Consider the following 19,559-nt stretch of genomic DNA (forward strand, 5'->3'; position numbering starts at 1 on the left):
TGGCTAGTAGCACCCGCCGGTGTCGATGGTCAGGTTGAGCATGTCGTGCTCGAGATCCTTGATCAGGTGTTCGTCCTCCCGGAACAGCTCCTCCAGCACGTCGTGGCTCGACACTACGCCGACGACACGATCGGACTCCATGACCGGGAGATGCCGGATGCGCTTCGCATGCATCAGCGCAAGGCATTGCTCGCAGGTATGCGCCGGCGAGACGCAGACCACCTGCGTCGTCATGATCTCGCGAACCCGGGTCTCATCGGCACGGCGGCCCGCCAGTTCCACCTTGTGCGAATAGTCACGCTGTGAAACGATGCCGGCCAGCCTGTCGCCCTGCATGACCAGCACGGTGCTGATGTCCTTGTCGGCCATCAGCGCCAGCGCGGCCAGCACGGAATCATCGGGGCCGACCGCAATCACTTCGCGGGGCTTGTCCGACAAGATCTGGCGGGCCGTCTTTCTCTCTTTCTTCATGGTTGTCTCCTGCAGGGGATTCGGGGTGACCCATCTGCGGTTGGCGCCGCCTTGCCGAGGAAGCCGAACTCCACCGGAAACTTCGCGTAGAAGACACGCACGTCTTCGGCGGCCAGGCGGTCGAACAGCGCCTGCATCTCCGACTCGGTCGCAATCATCGTGATTTCTTCGGGGCGGTCGGCCAGTTCGACGAAGTGCCAGCTATGGAAGCAGTGATCGTGCCCGATGCCTTCCGCGGCGACCAGGTGGGTGGCGCCCCGGAAGTTCATCTCGCGCATGATTTCAAGCAGCCAGTGGGAGAGCTGCTTGCCGTGGTGCCGGCGGTTCTCGACCGTATAGAGAGTGACTTGATAGCCATGCACGATCGTCTCCCATCGCATTGCCATGCGGAAAAGGATCCTGCATTCAGTCTACTCGCCCGCCGCAGCGATGCTGCGGCTCACGGATCGGCGATTCACCCCTGGCTTCCCCCGGCATTGCCAAATTCGACCGGCGTGCGCGCATAGAACAGCGCCAGGCCCTCTTCGTCATCGAGCCGGCGAAACACGCGTTCGCAATCCACTTCGCTGACCACCACGCAGACTTCGACCGGCTGGTCATGCGGGGAGCGGAAGTGGTAGCGATGGAGTTCGTGGTCATGCCCGAGGCCTTCCGAACAGACCATCATGGTGGCTCCGGTGATACCCATCTCCCGGAGCGTGCCCATCAGCCATTCAGCAAGCCGTTTGTCGCCGTGCCTGCGGTCATGCTGGGTATAGAAAGTGACCTGATAGCCGCGCTCCATGGTTCCCCCTTTAGCGCCATACCACAGCATGCTCCCTTCTGAAGAAACGCGTGGGGAGCGATAACGCTCGCCCGCGGCCAGCCCGATCATCCGGTCAATCCTGTTCCTCGGCGGAAGCCTTTTTCTGTTGCTTGCGGTAGGCGTCCACTTCCGAGAGCCGCAAGCCTTCCGGCACGCGCAGGCGTTTCGCGTGCCCGACGCGCTGGGCGTGGTAGATACCGGTATGCCCGGAGAACAGGTAACTCACGACGCAAGCAATGCCGGCGAACGTGCCGACCTCCGGCCCGAACAGCTCGATCGCCATGATGGTCGAGGCAATCGGCGTATTCGCGGCACCGGCGAATACCGCGACAAAGCCCAGTCCCGCCAGCAGCGGGAAGGGCAGCGGCAGGACATAGCCGAGCGCATTGCCCAGCGTCGCGCCGATGTAGAACAGCGGGGTGACTTCGCCGCCCTTGAAGCCAGAGGCAAGCGTTGCCACCGTGAAGGCGATCTTGCCCGCGAAGTCGTAGGCCGGCAGCGGCTGCCGGAACGCGTCGACGATGGTCGGGATGCCGAGGCCGAGATACTTGTCCGTGCCAAGCAGCAAGGCGGCCCCTGCCACCACGCAGCCGCCGAGGAACGGGCGCAGCGGCCCGAACGTGATGGTGCGCTTGAGCGCGCGGGACAGCCAGTGCGTGCTTTCCGCGAACACCATGCCGGTGATGCCGAAGGCAATGCCGGCCATGATGGCTGCAGCCAGCGTCAGCAGTCCCCTCTGCGGGACCAGGGGAATGGCATAGATCGTATGGTGGACGCCAAGCCACGGGGGCACGAGGTCCCCGACGATGGCCGCGATGAAGCACGGCAGGATGGCGTCATAGCGCAGGCGGCCAATGGCCAGCACTTCCAGCCCGAAGACCGCGCCCGCCAGCGGCGTGCCGAACACCGACGCAAAGCCGGCGCTGATCCCGGCCATCAGCAGGATGCGGCGCGCATCCTTGTCGAGGCGGAACAGCCGCGTGAGGGTGTCGGCAAAGCTGCCGCCCATCTGCACGGCCGTGCCTTCACGGCCGGCGGAACCGCCGAACAGGTGCGTGATGACGGTGCCGAGCAGGATCATCGGCGCCATCCGTTTCGGGACGATGCGCTTCGGGTCGTGGATTTCATCGATCAGCAGGTTGTTCCCGCCTTCGACCGACTGTCCCATGTAGTGGTAGATCAACCCGACCGCCAGCCCGGCCAGGGGCAGCAGCCAGAGCAGCCACGGGTGCGCGTGGCGCGTATTCGTCGCCCAGTCGAGCGCGAGCAGCAGCGCGGCCGAGCCGGCGCCGGACAGGATGCCGACCAGTGCGCCCAGGAACAGCCAGCGGCCCAGATAGGCTAGCATGGCCAGTTGCTCCGGCGCAGCGAATGTCTTCTTCATGATGACCGGATTCCAGGGTTCAGCGCCGTTGCGCCAGCCAGATGCCGGCCCCGATGGTCACGAGCCCGACCGCGTGATACCAGCGCGGCCAGTCGCCGAGCAACAGCGTGGAAAGCAGCGCCGCGAACACCGGCGTCAGCGAGATGAAGAAGACTGGCAGCTCGGCACCGGCGCGGGCGATGGCGCGGTCCCAGGCGAAGTATGCGAGCAGGGAAGGAATGGTGGCTACATAGAGCAGGATGGCTGCGACCTTGCCGCTCCATTGCAACGGCTGGTCCAGCGTCATCAGTTCCCACGCGGTCACGGGCGCGCTCACCACCAGGCCGGTGACGATCTGCGCGAACAGCAGCACGGGCAGCGGCAGGTCGGGACGCTGCTTGCGCAGCAGCCACGTGTAGGCGCTCCACGCGATGGTGGCGGCCAGCATGAACAGGTCCCCGGCGACGAAATCGAGCTGCGCCAGGCGGCCGATCTCGCCGCGCACCAGCACGAACGACACACCCACCAGACACAGCAGCGCGCCGGCGACATGCCAGGGCTTCACCTTCTCGCGGAAACAGGTGGCCCCGATTATCAGCAGGAACAGTGGCGTTGACGCGCCGATCAGCGTCACGTTGATCGGCGTCGAGGTGGTCAGCGCCAGGTACTGGAGCGCGTTATAGCTGGCGATCGACAGCATGCCCAGCGCGACGATCACGCCGGCATGGCGGCGCAGGGTCTCGCGGTGCTCGATGACGCCGCGCCAGGCGTAAGGGGCCAGCAGCAGGCCCGCCAGCAACCAGCGCACGAAGTTCAGCGTGACCGGTGGCACCGTGCCGGCTGCCAGGCGGCCGACGATGGCGTTGCCGGCCCAGCTCAGTGGCGGGAAGGTGAGCAGGAACAGTGTGGTCCAGTCCAGGCGTCTGGTGCCGGTGGCGCTTGCGTGCATGGGTGATGCGGAGGCGTTCGAAGATGCAGCATTATCCGCCAGGCGCGGCAAGGGTGCTGCCGCGCCTGGCGTGCTGCCGCAGGCAAGGCTATGTCAGGGAGCGCCGCCGATCAGCTTCAGGCCGGCCGGCAGCGCTTCGCCGAACACGCGTCCTTCATCGGCCGCATCGAGCTCCACGGCCTCGCGCACCATGGCGACCCAGCTTTGCGGCGCGTTGGCGGCTTCAAGCCGGCGCACGACAGCTGCCCGGGTTTCCTCAGGCAGGTCACGTGTGCGGTCGCCGGTCATGCGCGCGATCTGCGTGGCGGCGAAGGCGGCCGGTTCGACTTTCCTCCAGTCGAGCGCAAGGATCGCCTCCACCCATTGCGCGGCGACCTCGGCAGGCACGACGCCGTGTGCGCTGCCATAGAACGGCCGGCGCGCACCGATCCGCCCCACGGCCCACCAGCTCTGGTTGTTTTCAGAGGGTTTGCGCAGGCGCTTCAGCAGCCATTTGGCGACTTCGATCTTGCGGTCGGCGGCAATGTTCTCGAGCGAGCCGGCCAGGCGAACCATGTCGGCGTAGCCGGAACGCGTCGGACCGGCGGGCTTCTTGTAGTGCGCGCTGCCGGGAGGCTGCAGATAAAACGCCATGTCGTCGAGCAGGCGCAGCTGCGCGCTTTCATCGAGACCGCCGGCCGCGCGGCGCCACAGCGTCCACCATTCCGACCAGTTCTGGGTCTCGTTGACGTACTGGATGCCCTGGTCATACAGCGACCAGAGCTGCTCGACGCGCCATGCGTCGAGCGGATAGCCAAAGCCCGGCCGCACGCAGTAGCCCGCCAGGTTCAGCCACAGGCGTTCATGGTCGGCGGTGCGGCGACGGCGCTTGGCACGCTCCCAGAAGGCAGCGAACAGTTCGCGCAGCAGCGCACTGTCCCATTGCTCTCGCGCCCCGAGCGACTGTTCGAGTTGCGCGCGCAGCCGCTTGACCTCCTTCGGATCGACGCCTTGCGAACGCGCGCCGAAGGTGCGGTCGATCGTCTCGATGGCTTGCGGCAGAGCAGGGTGAAGCGTTTCCGCCGTGGGCGCCGGCGCCTCCTTGCCGCGGAGCTGGAATTCGAGCCGCCAGCGCTGCGACGTATCGGCGATCTCGTGGCAATGGACTTCCAGCGTGCCGACCTCGGTCAGCGACGTCGTGATCTGTACCGGCGTTTCCTTCGGCCCGCTGGCCCCGCGTGGCTGCACGACGGTGGCGATCGGCGGCAGGCGAACGAAGTCGGCGCTCGCGAGATCCGCGAGTTCGCCGGGCCGGTAGGCGCTGTCGGCGACCGACGAGACCAAATGGAACTGCACCGGATGCCCGAGGCGCAACGCGAACGTCCGGTCCTTGAGGTGGATCTCCTGGCCTTCCTCGGTGCCGCGCGGCAGGAGGCAGATACCTTGCTGGCCGGAAGCGCCGTCTTCGAGCATCAGGAAGTAGCTGCGCGGCGAGCCGCCGCCGATGCGCGGCGCCTGTCCCGAACGCGCGCGCGCATAAGCTACCGCGCCGCGCGCCACGGCGACATCGGGATCGGCGTTGTGCAAGACATTGAGCGGCGAGCCGCGCCAGTTGCCCAGGGTGTCGGCGATGCGCTCCGCAAGCGCCTCGGCCCGGAACACGCCGCCGTTGAGCAAGAGCGTGTCTGGCATCGGCACGGCATCGTCCTGGGTCTGCGGCAGGTCCAGCGCCGAGCGCGATTGCGCCGCGTGCTGGCCGAGAAAGGCCGCTACGTGCCGGGTCACGGCCGGGTCCGACGCATACGGCAGGCCGAATTCGACAATGGCGCCGCGCGCGCGTCCCGGGCGCTCGCTCGATGACACCTTGGGGAAGAAGCCATCGACGACGAGTTGTTCGACTTCCTGCCGCGTCACTTCGACCGAGCGTGCGCCGCCGATCAGCTTTGAGCCCGCGCCGAGCAGCGTGACCGTGACCGCTTCCGGCGCCTGTGCGCTGAGCAGTTGTTCTTTCGCCGCGCGGCAGCGCGCGACCAGCTGGGACAGGCCCGACGCGGACAAGCGCGCCTGCGTGGGCACCAGGCGAGCCTCGGCCATGTGCGCCAGCGCCAGGTCCATATTGTCCCCGCCGAGCATCAGGTGGTTGCCCACGCCGATCCGCGTCAGCTGCGGCTGCCCGTCCTGCATGTCGACGCGGATCAGTGTGAGGTCGGTCGTGCCGCCGCCCACGTCGCAGATCAGGACGAGCCGGGTTTGCGAGAGATCAGCGTCCAGGGTCTCGCGATGATGGAACAGCCAGTCGTAGAGCGCGGCCTGCGGTTCCTCAAGCAGGCGCAGCGCCGGCAGGCCGGCCATGCGCGCCGCTTCCAGCGTCAGCGCACGCGCCCCCTCGTCGAACGACGCTGGCACGGTCAGGACTACGTCCTGGTCTTCCAGCCTTGCATCCGGAAACTGGTGGTTCCACGCCGAAGCTACGTAGCCAAGGTAGCTGGCACTGGCTGCGACCGGCGAGATCTTGCCGACTTCCTCGTCCGCGCCCCAGGGCAGGATGGGCGCGGTGCGGTCGACCGCGGCATGCGACAGCCAGCTCTTGGCACTGGCCACAAGCCTGCCAGGCACCTGAGCGCCGAGCATGGCCGCCAGCCGGCCGAACACCGTGCGGCGCGCGGCAGCGCTGGCGGCGGATTGCCACGGCAGCTGCAGGTCGTCGCCGCTGATTTCACCCGGCGCCGCGTGGTAGCGGACCGAAGGCAGCAAGGGGCGCGCGGCGACTTCGCCGAGGCCCACGAGCTGGTCGATGTCGAAGACGCGGATGTCATCCGATCCGGTCTCCGCATAGGCCACCACGGTATTGCTGGTGCCGAGGTCAATGCCAACGGTGTACCGCTTCATCGCTTCATTGCTGGTTTGTGGCCACGGTTCAGGCATCCGCGCCGCCGCGCACGTCGAATTCGACCTTCCAGCGCTCGGTGCCGCCACTCGGCACGGCTTCGAGTTCCAGCGTGCCGGCTTCGGTCACGCGCGCGTGCAGCCTGACCGGCACCACGTCGCCGGGCGTGCGGCCATCGGCCGGCAGGGTGGCCTGGATTTCTTCCAGTTCCTGCAGTTCTTCGGCACTCCAGAAGTCCAGCAGGGCGCCAACCTGGTCCTGGCGGCGCACCGACGAGCCGAAGAAGCGGAAGTGAACGGGCTCGCCCACCACCAGGCCGAATTCCTGCGGCGGCAGTGCGGCGTCGGACCCTTCCTCCATGCCGAACGGCGCCACGCACAGCGCCTGGATCGGCGGCTCGAAGCCCGGCACCGCGGGCATCGACGATTCCACGGCGATGTAATACGAGCGCGCCGTGCCGCCACGGATGCGCACGCCCTTGCCGCGCCGCACATAGCCGTAGTAAGCGGCGCCGCGTGCCACGGCCAGGTCCAGCTCGGCACCGCCGAGCAGGCGTGCCGGCGCTGCGCCTTCCGAAGCGAGCCAGCCGTTCAGCGTCTGCAGGATGCGGTCGGCCAGCAGACCGGACTTGAACACGCCGCCGTTGAACAGGACCGCGGTCGGATGCAGGAACGTTGCCTCCGCCGGCTGCGTGGCTTGCATGCCTTCGAGTTCCGCGAGCGCTCCGACCTGGCGGCCGAGGAATGCAGCCAGGTGCCGCGTGACCGCCGCATCCTGCGCATAGGGCAGGCCGAGCTGCGTCAGGCCGACGCGCGCGCGGCTCACCGGCCGGGCCGATGCATCGACTTGCGGGAAGAAGCCTTCCAGGATGATCTGGGTCAGCTCGGTGCGGGTCAGGTCCGTGCGGATCGACCCGCCAATCAGCTTGGAGCCACGGCTCGGCACGACCAGCGGCACCGTATCAGTGGTCGGGTCGGTGAGCAGCGTTTCCTTGGCGGCGCGGCAGGCATAGGTCAGTGCGCGCAGCTGCCATGGATCGGCCTGCGTACCTTGTGCCGCGAGCTTGCGCGCGACTACGTGTGCCAGCGCAAGGTCCATATTGTCGCCACCGAGCAGGATATGCTCGCCGACGGCGACGCGATGCAACTCCAGGTTGCCATCGCGCTCGATGACCGCGATCAGCGACAGGTCGGTGGTGCCGCCGCCAACGTCGACCACGAGGATGATGTCGCCAACGTTCACTTGCTTGCGCCACTGGCCGCCGCTCTTTTCGATCCAGCTGTAGAGCGCGGCCTGCGGTTCTTCGAGCAGGGTCATGCGTGCATAACCCGCCGCGGCGGCGGCCTCCGCCGTCAGCTCGCGCGCGGCCGGGTCGAACGAGGCGGGAATCGTCACCGTGACGTCCTGTTCGGCGAACGGCGCGTCGGGATGCGCGTGGTCCCACGCCTCGCGCAGGTGCGTCAGGTAGCGCACCGACGCGTCGAGCGGCGAGATACGCGGCACCTCGGGTGGCGCATCGTTGGGCAGGATCGCGGCGCGGCGGTCCACGCCAGGGTGGCACAGCCAGCTTTTCGCGCTCGATACCAGGCGGATCGGCGTGCCGGCACCACGGCTTCGGGCCAGTTCGCCGACCGCAAATTCACGCGTGGCGTTCCACGGCAGCGCCAGGTCGCCGGGCGCCAGTTCGCTGGCGTGCGGCAGGTAGAGAAACGAAGGCAGGAGATCCCGCGCTTCCGTGGCGCCGGGGCCGGTGAGCTGCGGGACCGGCAGGACATGCTGAGTCGTTTTTTCGCCGTCGCTGACGCTCAGGTCGACGTAAGAGAGGGCGCTGTGTGTGGTGCCCAGGTCGATGCCGATGGCATAGCGTGCGTCGCTCATAGTTCCACCTCGGCAGGGGCGATGACGGTGGCGTCATGGCGCTCGGCCAGGCGCGGCAGCCGGACTTCTTCGGCCTTCCAGCCGCGATGGCTGAGGCTGCCGTGGAACGGCGCGCTGCCGACCACGTTGCCCGTCAGGCGGACGGCGGTCGCGTCGAAGCCGTCAGCCAGCGTGACGCGGCTGCCCTCGGCTTCGTCGCGCACCGGGCGGATCGTGAAATGCTCGCGCAGGACGCCACGGCAGCCGTCGTGCACCAGCCGCGCGGCGGCGCCGATCTCGGTATCGGTATAGCCGGCGATGTCTTCCTCGACGAAGTCGATGAATCGGGCATCGCGTTGGAGCAGGCCCAGCAGCTGCAGTGCGGCCACGGGACTCGCTTCTTTCAAAGCCGGGGCCGGTGCGGGTGCCGGAGCGGGAGCCGGTACAGGCGCTGCCACCGGGGCCGGGGCAGCGGCGGGGAATCCGCCGGTACGCAGGCGCCGCACATCCGCCGCGAGCTTGCCGTCGCCCAGGATCGCAAAGAAGGTGCTTACGGCAAGCGAAATCCTGCCGAAGAATGGGATGTTCGAGTCAGTCATGGAAAAACTCCTGTGTGCTCTGTTGAAGGACGAGCTGTCCTACGGCCACCGCGCGCAGCGGATGGGACACGCGGACCGGTGCATCGGAACGCCACGACGCGAACCGCGTGGCGAATCTCAAGTATTCCAGCTGGAATTTTGCACCAACCAATATGTCAGCCGGTCGTTGGCCATGCACCAGCCACCCGCCAGCGAACGCGTGAAGTTGCGCAAAGGGGCGGAACATGTGAAAACCGGCAGCCCAAGGGCTGCCGGCAGTCATTTTTATCCCGGGCGGGCACACGCTGCTGTCCGCAAGGTGGCCGCCTGGGTGCCGATCACGCGTCGCGCAGATAGGTGATTAGCTGATCGGCGCGGCTCGGGTGACGCAGCTTGCGCATGGCCTTGCTTTCAATCTGGCGGATCCGCTCGCGCGTCACATCGAACTGCTTGCCGACTTCTTCCAGCGTGTAGTCGGTCGCCATGTCGATGCCGAAGCGCATGCGCAGCACCTTGGCCTCGCGCGGTGTCAGTTCGTCGAGCATTTCACGCACGACTTCGCGCAGGCTGGCCTGCAGCGCGGCGTCGGCCGGCGTCGCGGTGTCCGAGTCGGCAATCATGTCGCCCAGGCTCGTGTCACCGTCTTCACCCACCGGCGTTTCCATCGAGACCGGTTCACGGGCGATCTTCATGATCGCGCGGATCTTCTCCTCCGGCATGTCCATGCGCTCGGCGAGCACGGCAGGATCGGGTTCCTTGCCGGTCTGCTGCATGAGCTCGCGCGACAGGCGGTTGAGCTTGTTGATCTGCTCGATCATGTGGACCGGCACGCGGATCGTGCGGGCCTGGTCGGCAATCGCGCGCGTCACGGCCTGGCGCACCCACCAGGTCGCGTACGTGGAGAATTTCCAGCCGCGGCGGTACTCGAACTTGTCCACGGCCTTCATCAGGCCGATATTGCCTTCCTGGATCAGGTCCAGGAACTGCAGGCCGCGGTTCGTGTACTTCTTGGCGATCGAGATCACAAGGCGCAGGTTGGCCTGCGTCATTTCGTGCTTGGCCTGGCGCATCTGGCGCTCGGCGGCAAGCATCTTGCGGTTCACCGCCTTCAGCTCGGCCAGCGGCAGGATCGCGCGGGCCTGGATGTCGATCAGCTTCTGCTGATGGGCTTCCAGGTCGGGCAGCGCGCGCGCCACGGCAGCGCTGTACGGGCGCGATGCGGCGGCCAGGTCGCGGCCCCAGTTCAGGTTGGTCTCGTTGCCCGGGAAGCGCGCGATGACATCCTCGCGGTCCATGCCGCAACGATCGACCAGCAGCTGGACCACCTGGCGCTCGACCACGCGGACATCGTCGACCATGCTCTGGACGTCGGCGCACAGGCGTTCGATGGTTTTCGCGGTGAAGCGAATCGTGCGCAGTTCTTCACGCACGGTATCGCGGGCGGTCACGAAGCCTTTCGAGTCCGTGCCGTTGGTCGCGCTTTCCTGCTGCATGCGCTCGAACTGCTCTGCAACGCGGGCAAAGCGCTTCAGGCATTCGTCGCGCAGCTTGGCGAGGTCGGCTTCAGCGTTTTGCTGCGCGCTGTTGCCGTCGTCGGCGTCGTCGTCTTCCTCGTCGCCATCGCTATCGTCGGAGGCGTCGGCGCTGTCGTCGTCGCTGTCGTCAGCGCTGGCGCTCACGGTGACATCGGCGCCGGTTTCGTCGCTCAGGCCATCGACCAGGTCGTCGATGCCCATTTCACCGTTGGCAACGCGGCCCGACAGTTCGAGGATGGTCGCGATCGTGGACGGGCAGGCCGAGATGGCGTGCACCATATTGTTCAGGCCTTCCTCGATCCTCTTGGCGAGCTCGACCTCTTCCTTGCGCGTCAGCAGCGTGGCGGAGCTCATTTCGCGCATGTACATGCGCACCGGATCGGTGGTCCGGCCGAACTCCGAGTCCACGGTCGACAGCGCGACCTCGGCCTCTTCGTCGGCCTGGTCGTCGGAGGCCACCACCGCGTTGTCGCTGAGCAGAAGCGTCTCGGCATCGGGCGTCTGCTCGAAGATCTTCACGCCCATTTCGGCGAACGTGGTGACGATGCTTTCCATCGCCGCCGTGTCGGTGAAGTTCTCTTGCAGATGGTCGCTGATGTCCGCGTGGGTCAGATACCCACGCTGCCTTCCCAGCTGGATCAGGGCACGCAACTGCTGGCTGCGCGCGTTGACTTCGTCCGGCGACATGGATTCCGCCGAGGCGCCAAGGGCTTTGACTGTACCTGCATCGCGGCCTTTGGCAGCCGTTCGTTGTGGACCGCTCGTCATCTACTGCTGTTTCCTTCGTGAATCGCGTTTTGATTGCAGCGTGCACGCATTGCGTGCGTTTTCTGGCCTGCTGTCAAGGCATCGGACCGGCATTGGGCGTGGCATGAGCCAAAAAAGCCATGTTGTCCGCGGAGCAGGGGGCGTATATTCTACAGTGTTTGTTGCGTTGCAGCATGTCGGGTGCGCTGGCAAGGGCCTGGATGGGCCGGGAGCAACCCCGACATTCACGATCTGTTTGCGCCCCGCTTGCCCCGCCATACCGGCCACCAGGGCGCAAAGCCCGGCGTTCGATACGGCGCCAATCAGGACCCCGAAGCGCGGACGGCCCCCGAATACAGCCTCACCCGATACCCCGGGACTCGCTGCGGCAACCTAACAGTATACCTCTGGTCAGGATTCTGGGTAAGACAACAATTGAATCGCCATGTGACGCAAGGCTAGCGCGCAACACTCGCAAGTGGCGGATCGGCCCATGTATACTCGCCCTCAGATCGCATCCCGGACCGCCCGTATGCTTGCACCGCCAACATCCGCAGACGCACCAACGGCCGTTTCCCGGACCACGGGACATTGCGGGGAAGAGCTCGAATCGCTGCGCAAGCGGGAACGGCTGCTTGCGCTTGCCATTGCGGGCAGCGGCACCGGCATCTGGGACCGGAACGTGGCAACGGGCGAAATCCACTACTCAAGCGGCTGGAAATCCATGCTCGGCTATGCCGACTGGGAGGTGTCGAGCCGGATCGAGGACAGCTACCTGCGTCTTCATCCCGACGACCTCGAGTACGTCAAGGCGACGATGCAGGCCCATTTCGACGGCCGGAGCGACAGCTATGAGGTCGAACACCGGATCCGCTGCCGCGATGGCAGCTACAAATGGATCTGCAGCCGCGGCAAGGTCGTGGACCGCGACAGTACCGGTCAGGCGTTACGCATGGTAGGCACGACCACCGACATCACTTCGCTGCGCACGATGTCGGAGAGCCTGCGCGAGGCCGTCAACCTGGTCACGAACCTGACGAACGAAGTGCCGGGGCTGGTGTTCCAGTACCGCGCCATGCCCGAGGGACGGTCGTATTTCTCCTACGCCAGCGCGGGTATCAGGGATATATACGAGCTGACCCCGGACCAGGTGGCAGCGGATGCGTCGTGCATCGATGCATTGATTCATCCTTCCGATCTGGCTGCTTATCATGCCTCGTTTGGTGCTTCAGCCGCCCAACTCTCGCCATGGCATCTGGAGTATCGCGTGCAGTTGCCGATGCAGGGCCTGCGCTGGCGCCAGGGCGATGCCAGGCCGCAGCGCTTGCCCGATGGCAGTACCCTGTGGCATGGCTTCATCACGGACGTGACCGAGCGCAAGCGCATCGAAGCGGAACTGCAGGAACTTGCGACCATCGATAGCCTGACCGGGCTGCCGAACCGGCGGCACTTCATGATGCAAATCGAGACGCGGCTCGCCAGCCTGCAGATCGGCCGCGGCGCCGGCGTGGCGCTCATGATGTGCGATCTCGACCATTTCAAGTCGATCAACGACCGCTGGGGCCATGGGGTCGGGGATCGCGCGCTGCGTCACTTCGGCAGCATCCTGCGCGCGCATTTGCGGCCCGACGACATGGCGGGGCGCCTCGGGGGCGAGGAATTCGGGATCCTGCTCGATGGTGCCGATTTGCGCGGCGCGATTGGCGTGGCAGGACGGATCCAGCAGCGTATTGCCGAGTACCCGCTGATCGAGCAGGACCAGAGGATCGACCTGACGGTCAGCATTGGCGTCACGCTCCTGACGGCGGCGGATGCCAATGCCGAAGCCCCGTTGTCGCGCAGTGACCTGGCGCTGTACCGTGCCAAGAAGGGCGGTCGCAACCGGATCGAATCCTGACGTCCTGACGCGTTCAGGCTTGCAAACAACGGGTATCCCGACCATGCGAAATGCGCGTATATCCTTGCTGAAGCGTCAGTCCCGGCGCGGCCTGGTCTGCCTGGTTACCGGCGTTCTTGCAGCCACTGCGCAGTCGGCCCGGGCCGAGGAGCCCGCTGCGCAAGGCCACGAGGATGTTTGCCGCACCATCTGGTTTCCACACGGAGCGCGCATACAGATGGAGGCGGACGGCACCATGCCGCTGTCCCGCAAGACCATACTGCGGCCGCCATTGCCGACGGAGGCGGGTTGCCAGGCCGACATCGAGATTCACTCCAAGACAGCGTTGGCTGCATTGATGGGGCCGCCGGTGGTGACCGAGCAACAGCAACGCGTGCTGCTGCGACCCGCCGCAAACGGGTCGCCTGCCAGTATCTCGGGGCAGGCAACCGTCAATGCATGGGCGCGTTATGCGCGTCTTTATGGAACGACCACCATTGACGCGGTGGGGTTGCTTGATAACCAGTATCAGGCCCTGCCACTGCACGAAGGCGACGTGCTTCCCGGTGAAACCGTTGACGCCAGCGCGTCTTTCACGATCTTTTCGCGGGATTCCGGGGATGAGGCGGGCAAGCTCATCGCTCCGCACGCGACAGTGTCGGTGACATCGCGCCGAGTGGGTAAGCGCGAAATCATACGCACCGCGCTGGGTCAGTCGGAATGCGTGCCAATCGAGTACGTACGGACGACCTCCCTTGGGCCCATGGTGGTCGCGGGGGAGCAGATCGTGACGAAGCCGACGAGTCTGCGGGTCACGGATTGGTATTGCCCGACAAATCGCATGGTGATGCGCCAGGACGTGTCCGAGGAGGGCAAGGTCCAGCGCATTGTCACGACAGTCGTCGAGCAGTTGCCGGAAGCGTCGGACCAGACGCAATAGCGCGGTGACTCAACTGTTGGTGTCCCAATGGCTGTGACGTAGTCCAGGCATCACAATTCAGGGGGGCTTTTGTGTTCATAAAGTCTCTTATTCCCCTTTGCATAAAATAGACTTGCCAGTCAGGGGGCAAGCGATTAATATCCGCTCCCTTCTGCTGGAGCCTCCGCTGCAAAGCGTCAAGGCGAAGGCAGATTGCAGGGACGAACCCGGCAGAAAAATAGCCGGAAAAAAGAAATTTCCCGAGTGGCTTGATTAACCGCGAAAACTTCTTTATAGTCTCGTTCCTTCGCTGCTGACGCAAACGCAGCGACGCAAAACGGCAAAGCCGGTTGCGCAGTTCTTTAACAACCAAACAACCGATAAGTGTGGGCGCTTGATAGCGGATGCGAAAGACTTCGGTCTTTTAGCTCAAAAGTTATACAGTGCTCGCACAGCAAAACGTGACTGGATTTTCGGATCTGGTCAGTCAGTTTTCTGAGAGTGAGCGACCGCTCGAAAGAGCGAGGGTCTTCGGACCCACACAGAGATTGAACTGAAGAGTTTGATCCTGGCTCAGATTGAACGCTGGCGGCATGCCTTACACATGCAAGTCGAACGGCAGCGCGGGCTTCGGCCTGGCGGCGAGTGGCGAACGGGTGAGTAATACATCGGAACGTGCCCTGTCGTGGGGGATAACTAGTCGAAAGATTAGCTAATACCGCATACGACCTGAGGGTGAAAGCGGGGGACCGGTAACGGCCTCGCGCGACAGGAGCGGCCGATGTCTGATTAGCTAGTTGGTGGGGTAAAGGCCTACCAAGGCGACGATCAGTAGCTGGTCTGAGAGGACGATCAGCCACACTGGGACTGAGACACGGCCCAGACTCCTACGGGAGGCAGCAGTGGGGAATTTTGGACAATGGGGGCAACCCTGATCCAGCAATGCCGCGTGTGTGAAGAAGGCCTTCGGGTTGTAAAGCACTTTTGTCCGGAAAGAAAACGTCCTGGTTAATACCTGGGGCGGATGACGGTACCGGAAGAATAAGCACCGGCTAACTACGTGCCAGCAGCCGCGGTAATACGTAGGGTGCGAGCGTTAATCGGAATTACTGGGCGTAAAGCGTGCGCAGGCGGTTTGATAAGACAGGCGTGAAATCCCCGAGCTTAACTTGGGAATGGCGCTTGTGACTGTCAGGCTAGAGTATGTCAGAGGGGGGTAGAATTCCACGTGTAGCAGTGAAATGCGTAGAGATGTGGAGGAATACCGATGGCGAAGGCAGCCCCCTGGGACGTCACTGACGCTCATGCACGAAAGCGTGGGGAGCAAACAGGATTAGATACCCTGGTAGTCCACGCCCTAAACGATGTCAACTAGTTGTTGGGGATTCATTTCTTCAGTAACGTAGCTAACGCGTGAAGTTGACCGCCTGGGGAGTACGGTCGCAAGATTAAAACTCAAAGGAATTGACGGGGACCCGCACAAGCGGTGGATGATGTGGATTAATTCGATGCAACGCGAAAAACCTTACCTACCCTTGACATGCCACTAACGAAGCAGAGATGCATCAGGTGCCCGAAAGGGAAAGTGGACACAGGTGCTGCATGGCTGTCGTCAGCTCGTGTCGTGAGATGTTGGGTTAAGTCCCGCAACGAGCGCAACCCTTGTCTCTAGTTGCTACGAAAGGGCACTCTAGAGAGACTGCCGGTGACAAACCGGAGGAAGGTGGGGATGACGTCAAGTCCTCATGGCCCTTATGGGTAGGGCTTCACACGTCATACAATGGTGCGTACAGAGGGTTGCCAACCCGCGAGGGGGAGCTAATCCCAGAAAACGCATCGTAGTCCGGATCGTAGTCTGCAACTCGACTACGTGAAGCTGGAATCGCTAGTAATCGCGGATCAGCATGCCGCGGTGAATACGTTCCCGGGTCTTGTACACACCGCCCGTCACACCATGGGAGTGGGTTTTGCCAGAAGTAGTTAGCCTAACCGCAAGGAGGGCGATTACCACGGCAGGGTTCATGACTGGGGTGAAGTCGTAACAAGGTAGCCGTATCGGAAGGTGCGGCTGGATCACCTCCTTTCCAGAGCGTGCATCTAACGTCGAGCGTTCACACTTATCGGTTTGTTTGTTGTTTCAGCCTGGGCTGAAGCCAAATGCAAGCGCTTAAATCCAAGCGCTTGCATTTTGCATTTGCCAAGCGATCGCGGGTATCACCTGTGGATCGGCTGTTCTTTAACAATATGGGATGTAGTAAAGGTGTCGCGGAGCGTTGATGAGACGCTGCAGTACAAACGCGATACCGGGTTGTGATTGTATCAACCAAAATGTATTTAAGTGATCGAAAGATGACTTGGAATACGGCACAAATGCGAGAACTCACCTGTAGCGATAGTGTCGCTGAGACACACTCGTTATAGGGTCAAGCGAACAAGTGCATGTGGTGGATGCCTTGGCGATCACAGGCGATGAAGGACGCGGTAGCCTGCGAAAAGCTTCGGGGAGCTGGCAAACAAGCTTTGATCCGGAGATGTCCGAATGGGGAAACCCGGCCCGCATGGGTCATCCCTTGCTGAATACATAGGCAAGGGAAGCGAACGCGGCGAACTGAAACATCTAAGTAGCTGCAGGAACAGAAATCAACCGAGATTCCCAGAGTAGTGGCGAACGAAATGGGAAGAGCCTTGTACTCTTTAGCAGTGTTGTTAGCAGAACGGGATGGAAAGCCCGGCCATAGCAGGTGATAGCCCTGTATGCGAAAACAGCGTTGTGGAACTAGGTGTACGAGAAGTAGGGCGGGACACGTGAAATCCTGTCTGAAGATGGGGGGACCATCCTCCAAGGCTAAATACTCGTGATCGACCGATAGTGAACCAGTACCGTGAGGGAAAGGCGAAAAGAACCCCGGGAGGGGAGTGAAATAGATCCTGAAACCGCATGCATACAAACAGTCGGAGCCTGGAAACGGGTGACGGCGTACCTTTTGTATAATGGGTCAGCGACTTACATTCAGTGGCAAGCTTAACCGATTAGGGCAGGCGTAGCGAAAGCGAGTCCGAACAGGGCGTTCAGTCGCTGGGTGTAGACCCGAAACCAGATGATCTATCCATGGCCAGGTTGAAGGTGCGGTAACACGTACTGGAGGACCGAACCCACTAACGTTGAAAAGTTAGGGGATGAGCTGTGGATAGGGGTGAAAGGCTAAACAAATCTGGAAATAGCTGGTTCTCTCCGAAAACTATTTAGGTAGTGCCTCGTGTCTCACCTTCGGGGGTAGAGCACTGTCATGGTTGGGGGGTCTATTGCTGATTACCCCGCCATAGCAAACTCCGAATACCGAAGAGTGCAATCACGGGAGACAGACATCGGGTGCTAACGTCCGGTGTCAAGAGGGAAACAACCCAGACCGCCAGCTAAGGTCCCCAAATATAGCTAAGTGGGAAACGAAGTGGGAAGGCTAAAACAGTCAGGAGGTTGGCTTAGAAGCAGCCACCCTTTAAAGAAAGCGTAATAGCTCACTGATCGAGTCGTCCTGCGCGGAAGATGTAACGGGGCTAAGCTATATACCGAAGCTGCGGACGCACAGCAATGTGCGTGGTAGGAGAGCGTTCCGTAAGCCTGTGAAGGTGTCTTGTAAAGGATGCTGGAGGTATCGGAAGTGCGAATGCTGACATGAGTAGCGATAAAGGGGGTGAAAGGCCCCCTCGCCGTAAGCCCAAGGTTTCCTACGCAACGTTCATCGGCGTAGGGTGAGTCGGCCCCTAAGGCGAGGCAGAGATGCGTAGCTGATGGGAAGCAGGTTAATATTCCTGCACCGTCGTATGATGCGATGGGGGGACGGATCGCGGAAGGTTGTCCGGGTGTTGGAAGTCCCGGTCCCTGCATTGGAGAAGGCGCTTAGGCAAATCCGGGCGCGGGATTCAAGGATGTGGGGCGAGCGGCCTTGTGCTGCGAAGCAATTGGAAGTGGTTCCAAGAAAAGCCTCTAAGCTTCAGTCATACGAGACCGTACCGCAAACCGACACAGGTGGGCGAGATGAGTATTCTAAGGCGCTTGAGAGAACTCGGGAGAAGGAACTCGGCAAATTGGTACCGTAACTTCGGGATAAGGTACGCCCTGGTAGCTTGACTGGCCTGCGCCAGAAGGGTGAAGGGGTTGCAATAAAATGGTGGCTGCGACTGTTTAATAAAAACACAGCACTCTGCAAACACGAAAGTGGACGTATAGGGTGTGACGCCTGCCCGGTGCCGGAAGATTAAATGATGGGGTGCAAGCTCTTGATTGAAGTCCCGGTAAACGGCGGCCGTAACTATAACGGTCCTAAGGTAGCGAAATTCCTTGTCGGGTAAGTTCCGACCTGCACGAATGGCGTAACGATGGCCACACTGTCTCCTCCCGAGACTCAGCGAAGTTGAAGTGTTTGTGATGATGCAATCTCCCCGCGGCTAGACGGAAAGACCCCATGAACCTTTACTGTAGCTTTGCATTGGACTTTGAACCGATCTGTGTAGGATAGGTGGGAGGCTTTGAAGCGTGGACGCTAGTCTGCGTGGAGCCGTCCTTGAAATACCACCCTGGTTTGTTTGAGGTTCTAACCTTGGCCCGTGAATCCGGGTCGGGGACAGTGCATGGTAGGCAGTTTGACTGGGGCGGTCTCCTCCCAAAGTGTAACGGAGGAGTTCGAAGGTACGCTTGGTACGGTCGGACATCGTACCTAAAGTGCAATGGCAAAAGCGTGCTTAACTGCGAGACCGACAAGTCGAGCAGGTGCGAAAGCAGGACATAGTGATCCGGTGGTTCTGAATGGAAGGGCCATCGCTCAACGGATAAAAGGTACTCTGGGGATAACAGGCTGATACCGCCCAAGAGTTCATATCGACGGCGGTGTTTGGCACCTCGATGTCGGCTCATCTCATCCTGGGGCTGTAGCCGGTCCCAAGGGTATGGCTGTTCGCCATTTAAAGAGGTACGTGAGCTGGGTTTAAAACGTCGTGAGACAGTTTGGTCCCTATCTGCCGTGGGCGTTGGAATCTTGACGGGGGCTGCTCCTAGTACGAGAGGACCGGAGTGGACGTACCGCTGGTGTACCTGTTGTCTCGCCAGAGGCATCGCAGGGTAGCTATGTACGGAAGAGATAACCGCTGAAAGCATCTAAGCGGGAAACTCGCCTGAAGATGAGGATTCCCTGGCGGCTTGACCGCCTTGAAGGGTCGTTCGAGACCAGGACGTTGATAGGCTGGGTGTGGAAGCGCAGTAATGCGTTAAGCTAACCAGTACTAATTGCCCGTAAGGCTTGATCCTATAACCAGTGTGTTTTAGCCTGGTGAGTGAATCGCCTGTGCCGGCTGATACAGCACAACCCAAGACTACAAAGACTACATCCCGAATTGGTGGCGTTGGACGAACTGCCCAGCGCCACAACCCCTTATGCCTGGTGACCATAGCGAGTTGGAACCACCCCTTCCCATCCCGAACAGGTCCGTGAAACGACTCCGCGCCGATGATAGTGCGGATTACCCGTGTGAAAGTAGGTCATCGCCAGGCTCTTACAATGCAAAACCCCTCGACAGCATGTGCTGCGAGGGGTTTTTG

12 protein-coding genes and 3 rRNA genes are annotated in these 19,559 nt (G+C 62.5%); 6 read left to right on the forward strand and 9 right to left on the reverse strand.

Features of this window, described 5'->3' with window-relative positions:
• Positions 1-3: 3 nt before the first annotated feature.
• From ACIGJB_RS07685 to ACIGJB_RS07720, 8 genes are all read right to left on the reverse strand, one after another.
• A complete protein-coding gene (locus tag ACIGJB_RS07685; RefSeq protein ID WP_483732099.1) occupies positions 4-471 on the reverse strand; it encodes a CBS domain-containing protein in 468 nt (155 codons plus the stop codon).
• Positions 468-857: a DUF190 domain-containing protein gene (locus ACIGJB_RS07690; RefSeq protein ID WP_483732100.1), complete on the reverse strand. Its 390-nt coding sequence runs from the start codon at positions 855-857 to the stop codon at positions 468-470. Before ACIGJB_RS07690 ends, ACIGJB_RS07685 begins: the two co-directional genes overlap by 4 nt.
• A 68-nt stretch (positions 858-925) precedes the next feature.
• Positions 926-1,345 (reverse strand): DUF190 domain-containing protein, encoded by a 420-nt coding sequence (locus ACIGJB_RS07695; protein ID WP_483732101.1) that lies wholly within the window; start codon positions 1,343-1,345, stop codon positions 926-928.
• A 4-nt stretch (positions 1,346-1,349) separates the two neighbouring features.
• A complete protein-coding gene (locus ACIGJB_RS07700; protein ID WP_483732102.1) occupies positions 1,350-2,660 on the reverse strand; it encodes a voltage-gated chloride channel family protein in 1,311 nt (436 codons plus the stop codon).
• Positions 2,661-2,679: 19 nt separating this feature from the next.
• Positions 2,680-3,588 (reverse strand): DMT family transporter, encoded by a 909-nt coding sequence (locus tag ACIGJB_RS07705; RefSeq protein ID WP_483732103.1) that lies wholly within the window; start codon positions 3,586-3,588, stop codon positions 2,680-2,682.
• 93 nt (positions 3,589-3,681) lie between these two features.
• Positions 3,682-6,456, reverse strand: coding sequence for an Hsp70 family protein (locus ACIGJB_RS07710; protein ID WP_483732104.1), 2,775 nt, complete (start codon positions 6,454-6,456; stop codon positions 3,682-3,684).
• A 28-nt stretch (positions 6,457-6,484) separates the two neighbouring features.
• Entirely contained in the window at positions 6,485-8,332 is a 1,848-nt protein-coding gene (locus tag ACIGJB_RS07715) for an Hsp70 family protein (protein WP_483732105.1), read from the reverse strand.
• A complete protein-coding gene (locus tag ACIGJB_RS07720; RefSeq protein WP_483732106.1) occupies positions 8,329-8,910 on the reverse strand; it encodes a DUF2760 domain-containing protein in 582 nt (193 codons plus the stop codon). The genes ACIGJB_RS07715 and ACIGJB_RS07720 overlap by 4 nt, the downstream gene beginning before the upstream one ends.
• Between ACIGJB_RS07720 and ACIGJB_RS07725 the strand changes: the two genes are divergently transcribed.
• Complete coding sequence (locus tag ACIGJB_RS07725; protein WP_483732107.1) at positions 8,909-9,250, forward strand: hypothetical protein; 342 nt, start codon at positions 8,909-8,911, stop codon at positions 9,248-9,250. The genes ACIGJB_RS07720 and ACIGJB_RS07725 overlap by 2 nt on opposite strands.
• On the opposite strand, the gene rpoD is transcribed toward ACIGJB_RS07725, so the two are convergent.
• Positions 9,228-11,192: an RNA polymerase sigma factor RpoD gene (gene rpoD, locus ACIGJB_RS07730; protein WP_483732108.1), complete on the reverse strand. Its 1,965-nt coding sequence runs from the start codon at positions 11,190-11,192 to the stop codon at positions 9,228-9,230. The genes ACIGJB_RS07725 and rpoD overlap by 23 nt on opposite strands.
• A gap of 511 nt (positions 11,193-11,703) precedes the next feature.
• On the opposite strand from rpoD, the gene ACIGJB_RS07735 reads away from it, so the two are divergent.
• The 5 genes from ACIGJB_RS07735 to rrf all read left to right on the forward strand — a co-directional run bounded on the left by ACIGJB_RS07735 (position 11,704) and on the right by rrf (position 19,511).
• Positions 11,704-13,068: a sensor domain-containing diguanylate cyclase gene (locus tag ACIGJB_RS07735; protein WP_483732109.1), complete on the forward strand. Its 1,365-nt coding sequence runs from the start codon at positions 11,704-11,706 to the stop codon at positions 13,066-13,068.
• A 64-nt stretch (positions 13,069-13,132) separates the two neighbouring features.
• Positions 13,133-13,987, forward strand: coding sequence for a hypothetical protein (locus ACIGJB_RS07740; protein ID WP_483732110.1), 855 nt, complete (start codon positions 13,133-13,135; stop codon positions 13,985-13,987).
• A 529-nt stretch (positions 13,988-14,516) separates the two neighbouring features.
• Positions 14,517-16,050 (forward strand): 16S ribosomal RNA (locus ACIGJB_RS07745).
• Positions 16,051-16,387: 337 nt separating this feature from the next.
• Positions 16,388-19,268: ribosomal RNA gene (locus tag ACIGJB_RS07750) — 23S ribosomal RNA — on the forward strand.
• Positions 19,269-19,397: 129 nt separating this feature from the next.
• Positions 19,398-19,511, forward strand: a 5S ribosomal RNA gene (gene rrf, locus ACIGJB_RS07755).
• The 16S, 23S and 5S rRNA genes sit together here, the layout of an rRNA operon.
• The last annotated feature ends 48 nt before the right edge of the window (positions 19,512-19,559 follow it).

The sequence above is a fragment of the Cupriavidus sp. C2SS-8b genome (genome assembly GCF_057073745.1).

Coding starts and splice junctions, on each gene's coding strand:
- ACIGJB_RS07695 (WP_483732101.1), bottom strand. CDS start 1,345: ATGATCGGGCTGGCCGCGGGCGAGCGTTATCGCTCCCCACGCGTTTCT.
- ACIGJB_RS07690 (WP_483732100.1), bottom strand. CDS start 857: ATGGCAATGCGATGGGAGACGATCGTGCATGGCTATCAAGTCACTCTC.
- ACIGJB_RS07705 (WP_483732103.1), bottom strand. CDS start 3,588: ATGCACGCAAGCGCCACCGGCACCAGACGCCTGGACTGGACCACACTG.
- ACIGJB_RS07725 (WP_483732107.1), top strand. CDS start 8,909: ATGGAAAAACTCCTGTGTGCTCTGTTGAAGGACGAGCTGTCCTACGGC.
- ACIGJB_RS07685 (WP_483732099.1), bottom strand. CDS start 471: ATGAAGAAAGAGAGAAAGACGGCCCGCCAGATCTTGTCGGACAAGCCC.
- ACIGJB_RS07715 (WP_483732105.1), bottom strand. CDS start 8,332: ATGAGCGACGCACGCTATGCCATCGGCATCGACCTGGGCACCACACAC.
- ACIGJB_RS07710 (WP_483732104.1), bottom strand. CDS start 6,456: ATGAAGCGGTACACCGTTGGCATTGACCTCGGCACCAGCAATACCGTG.
- rpoD (WP_483732108.1), bottom strand. CDS start 11,192: ATGACGAGCGGTCCACAACGAACGGCTGCCAAAGGCCGCGATGCAGGT.
- ACIGJB_RS07700 (WP_483732102.1), bottom strand. CDS start 2,660: ATGAAGAAGACATTCGCTGCGCCGGAGCAACTGGCCATGCTAGCCTAT.
- ACIGJB_RS07720 (WP_483732106.1), bottom strand. CDS start 8,910: ATGACTGACTCGAACATCCCATTCTTCGGCAGGATTTCGCTTGCCGTA.
- ACIGJB_RS07735 (WP_483732109.1), top strand. CDS start 11,704: ATGCTTGCACCGCCAACATCCGCAGACGCACCAACGGCCGTTTCCCGG.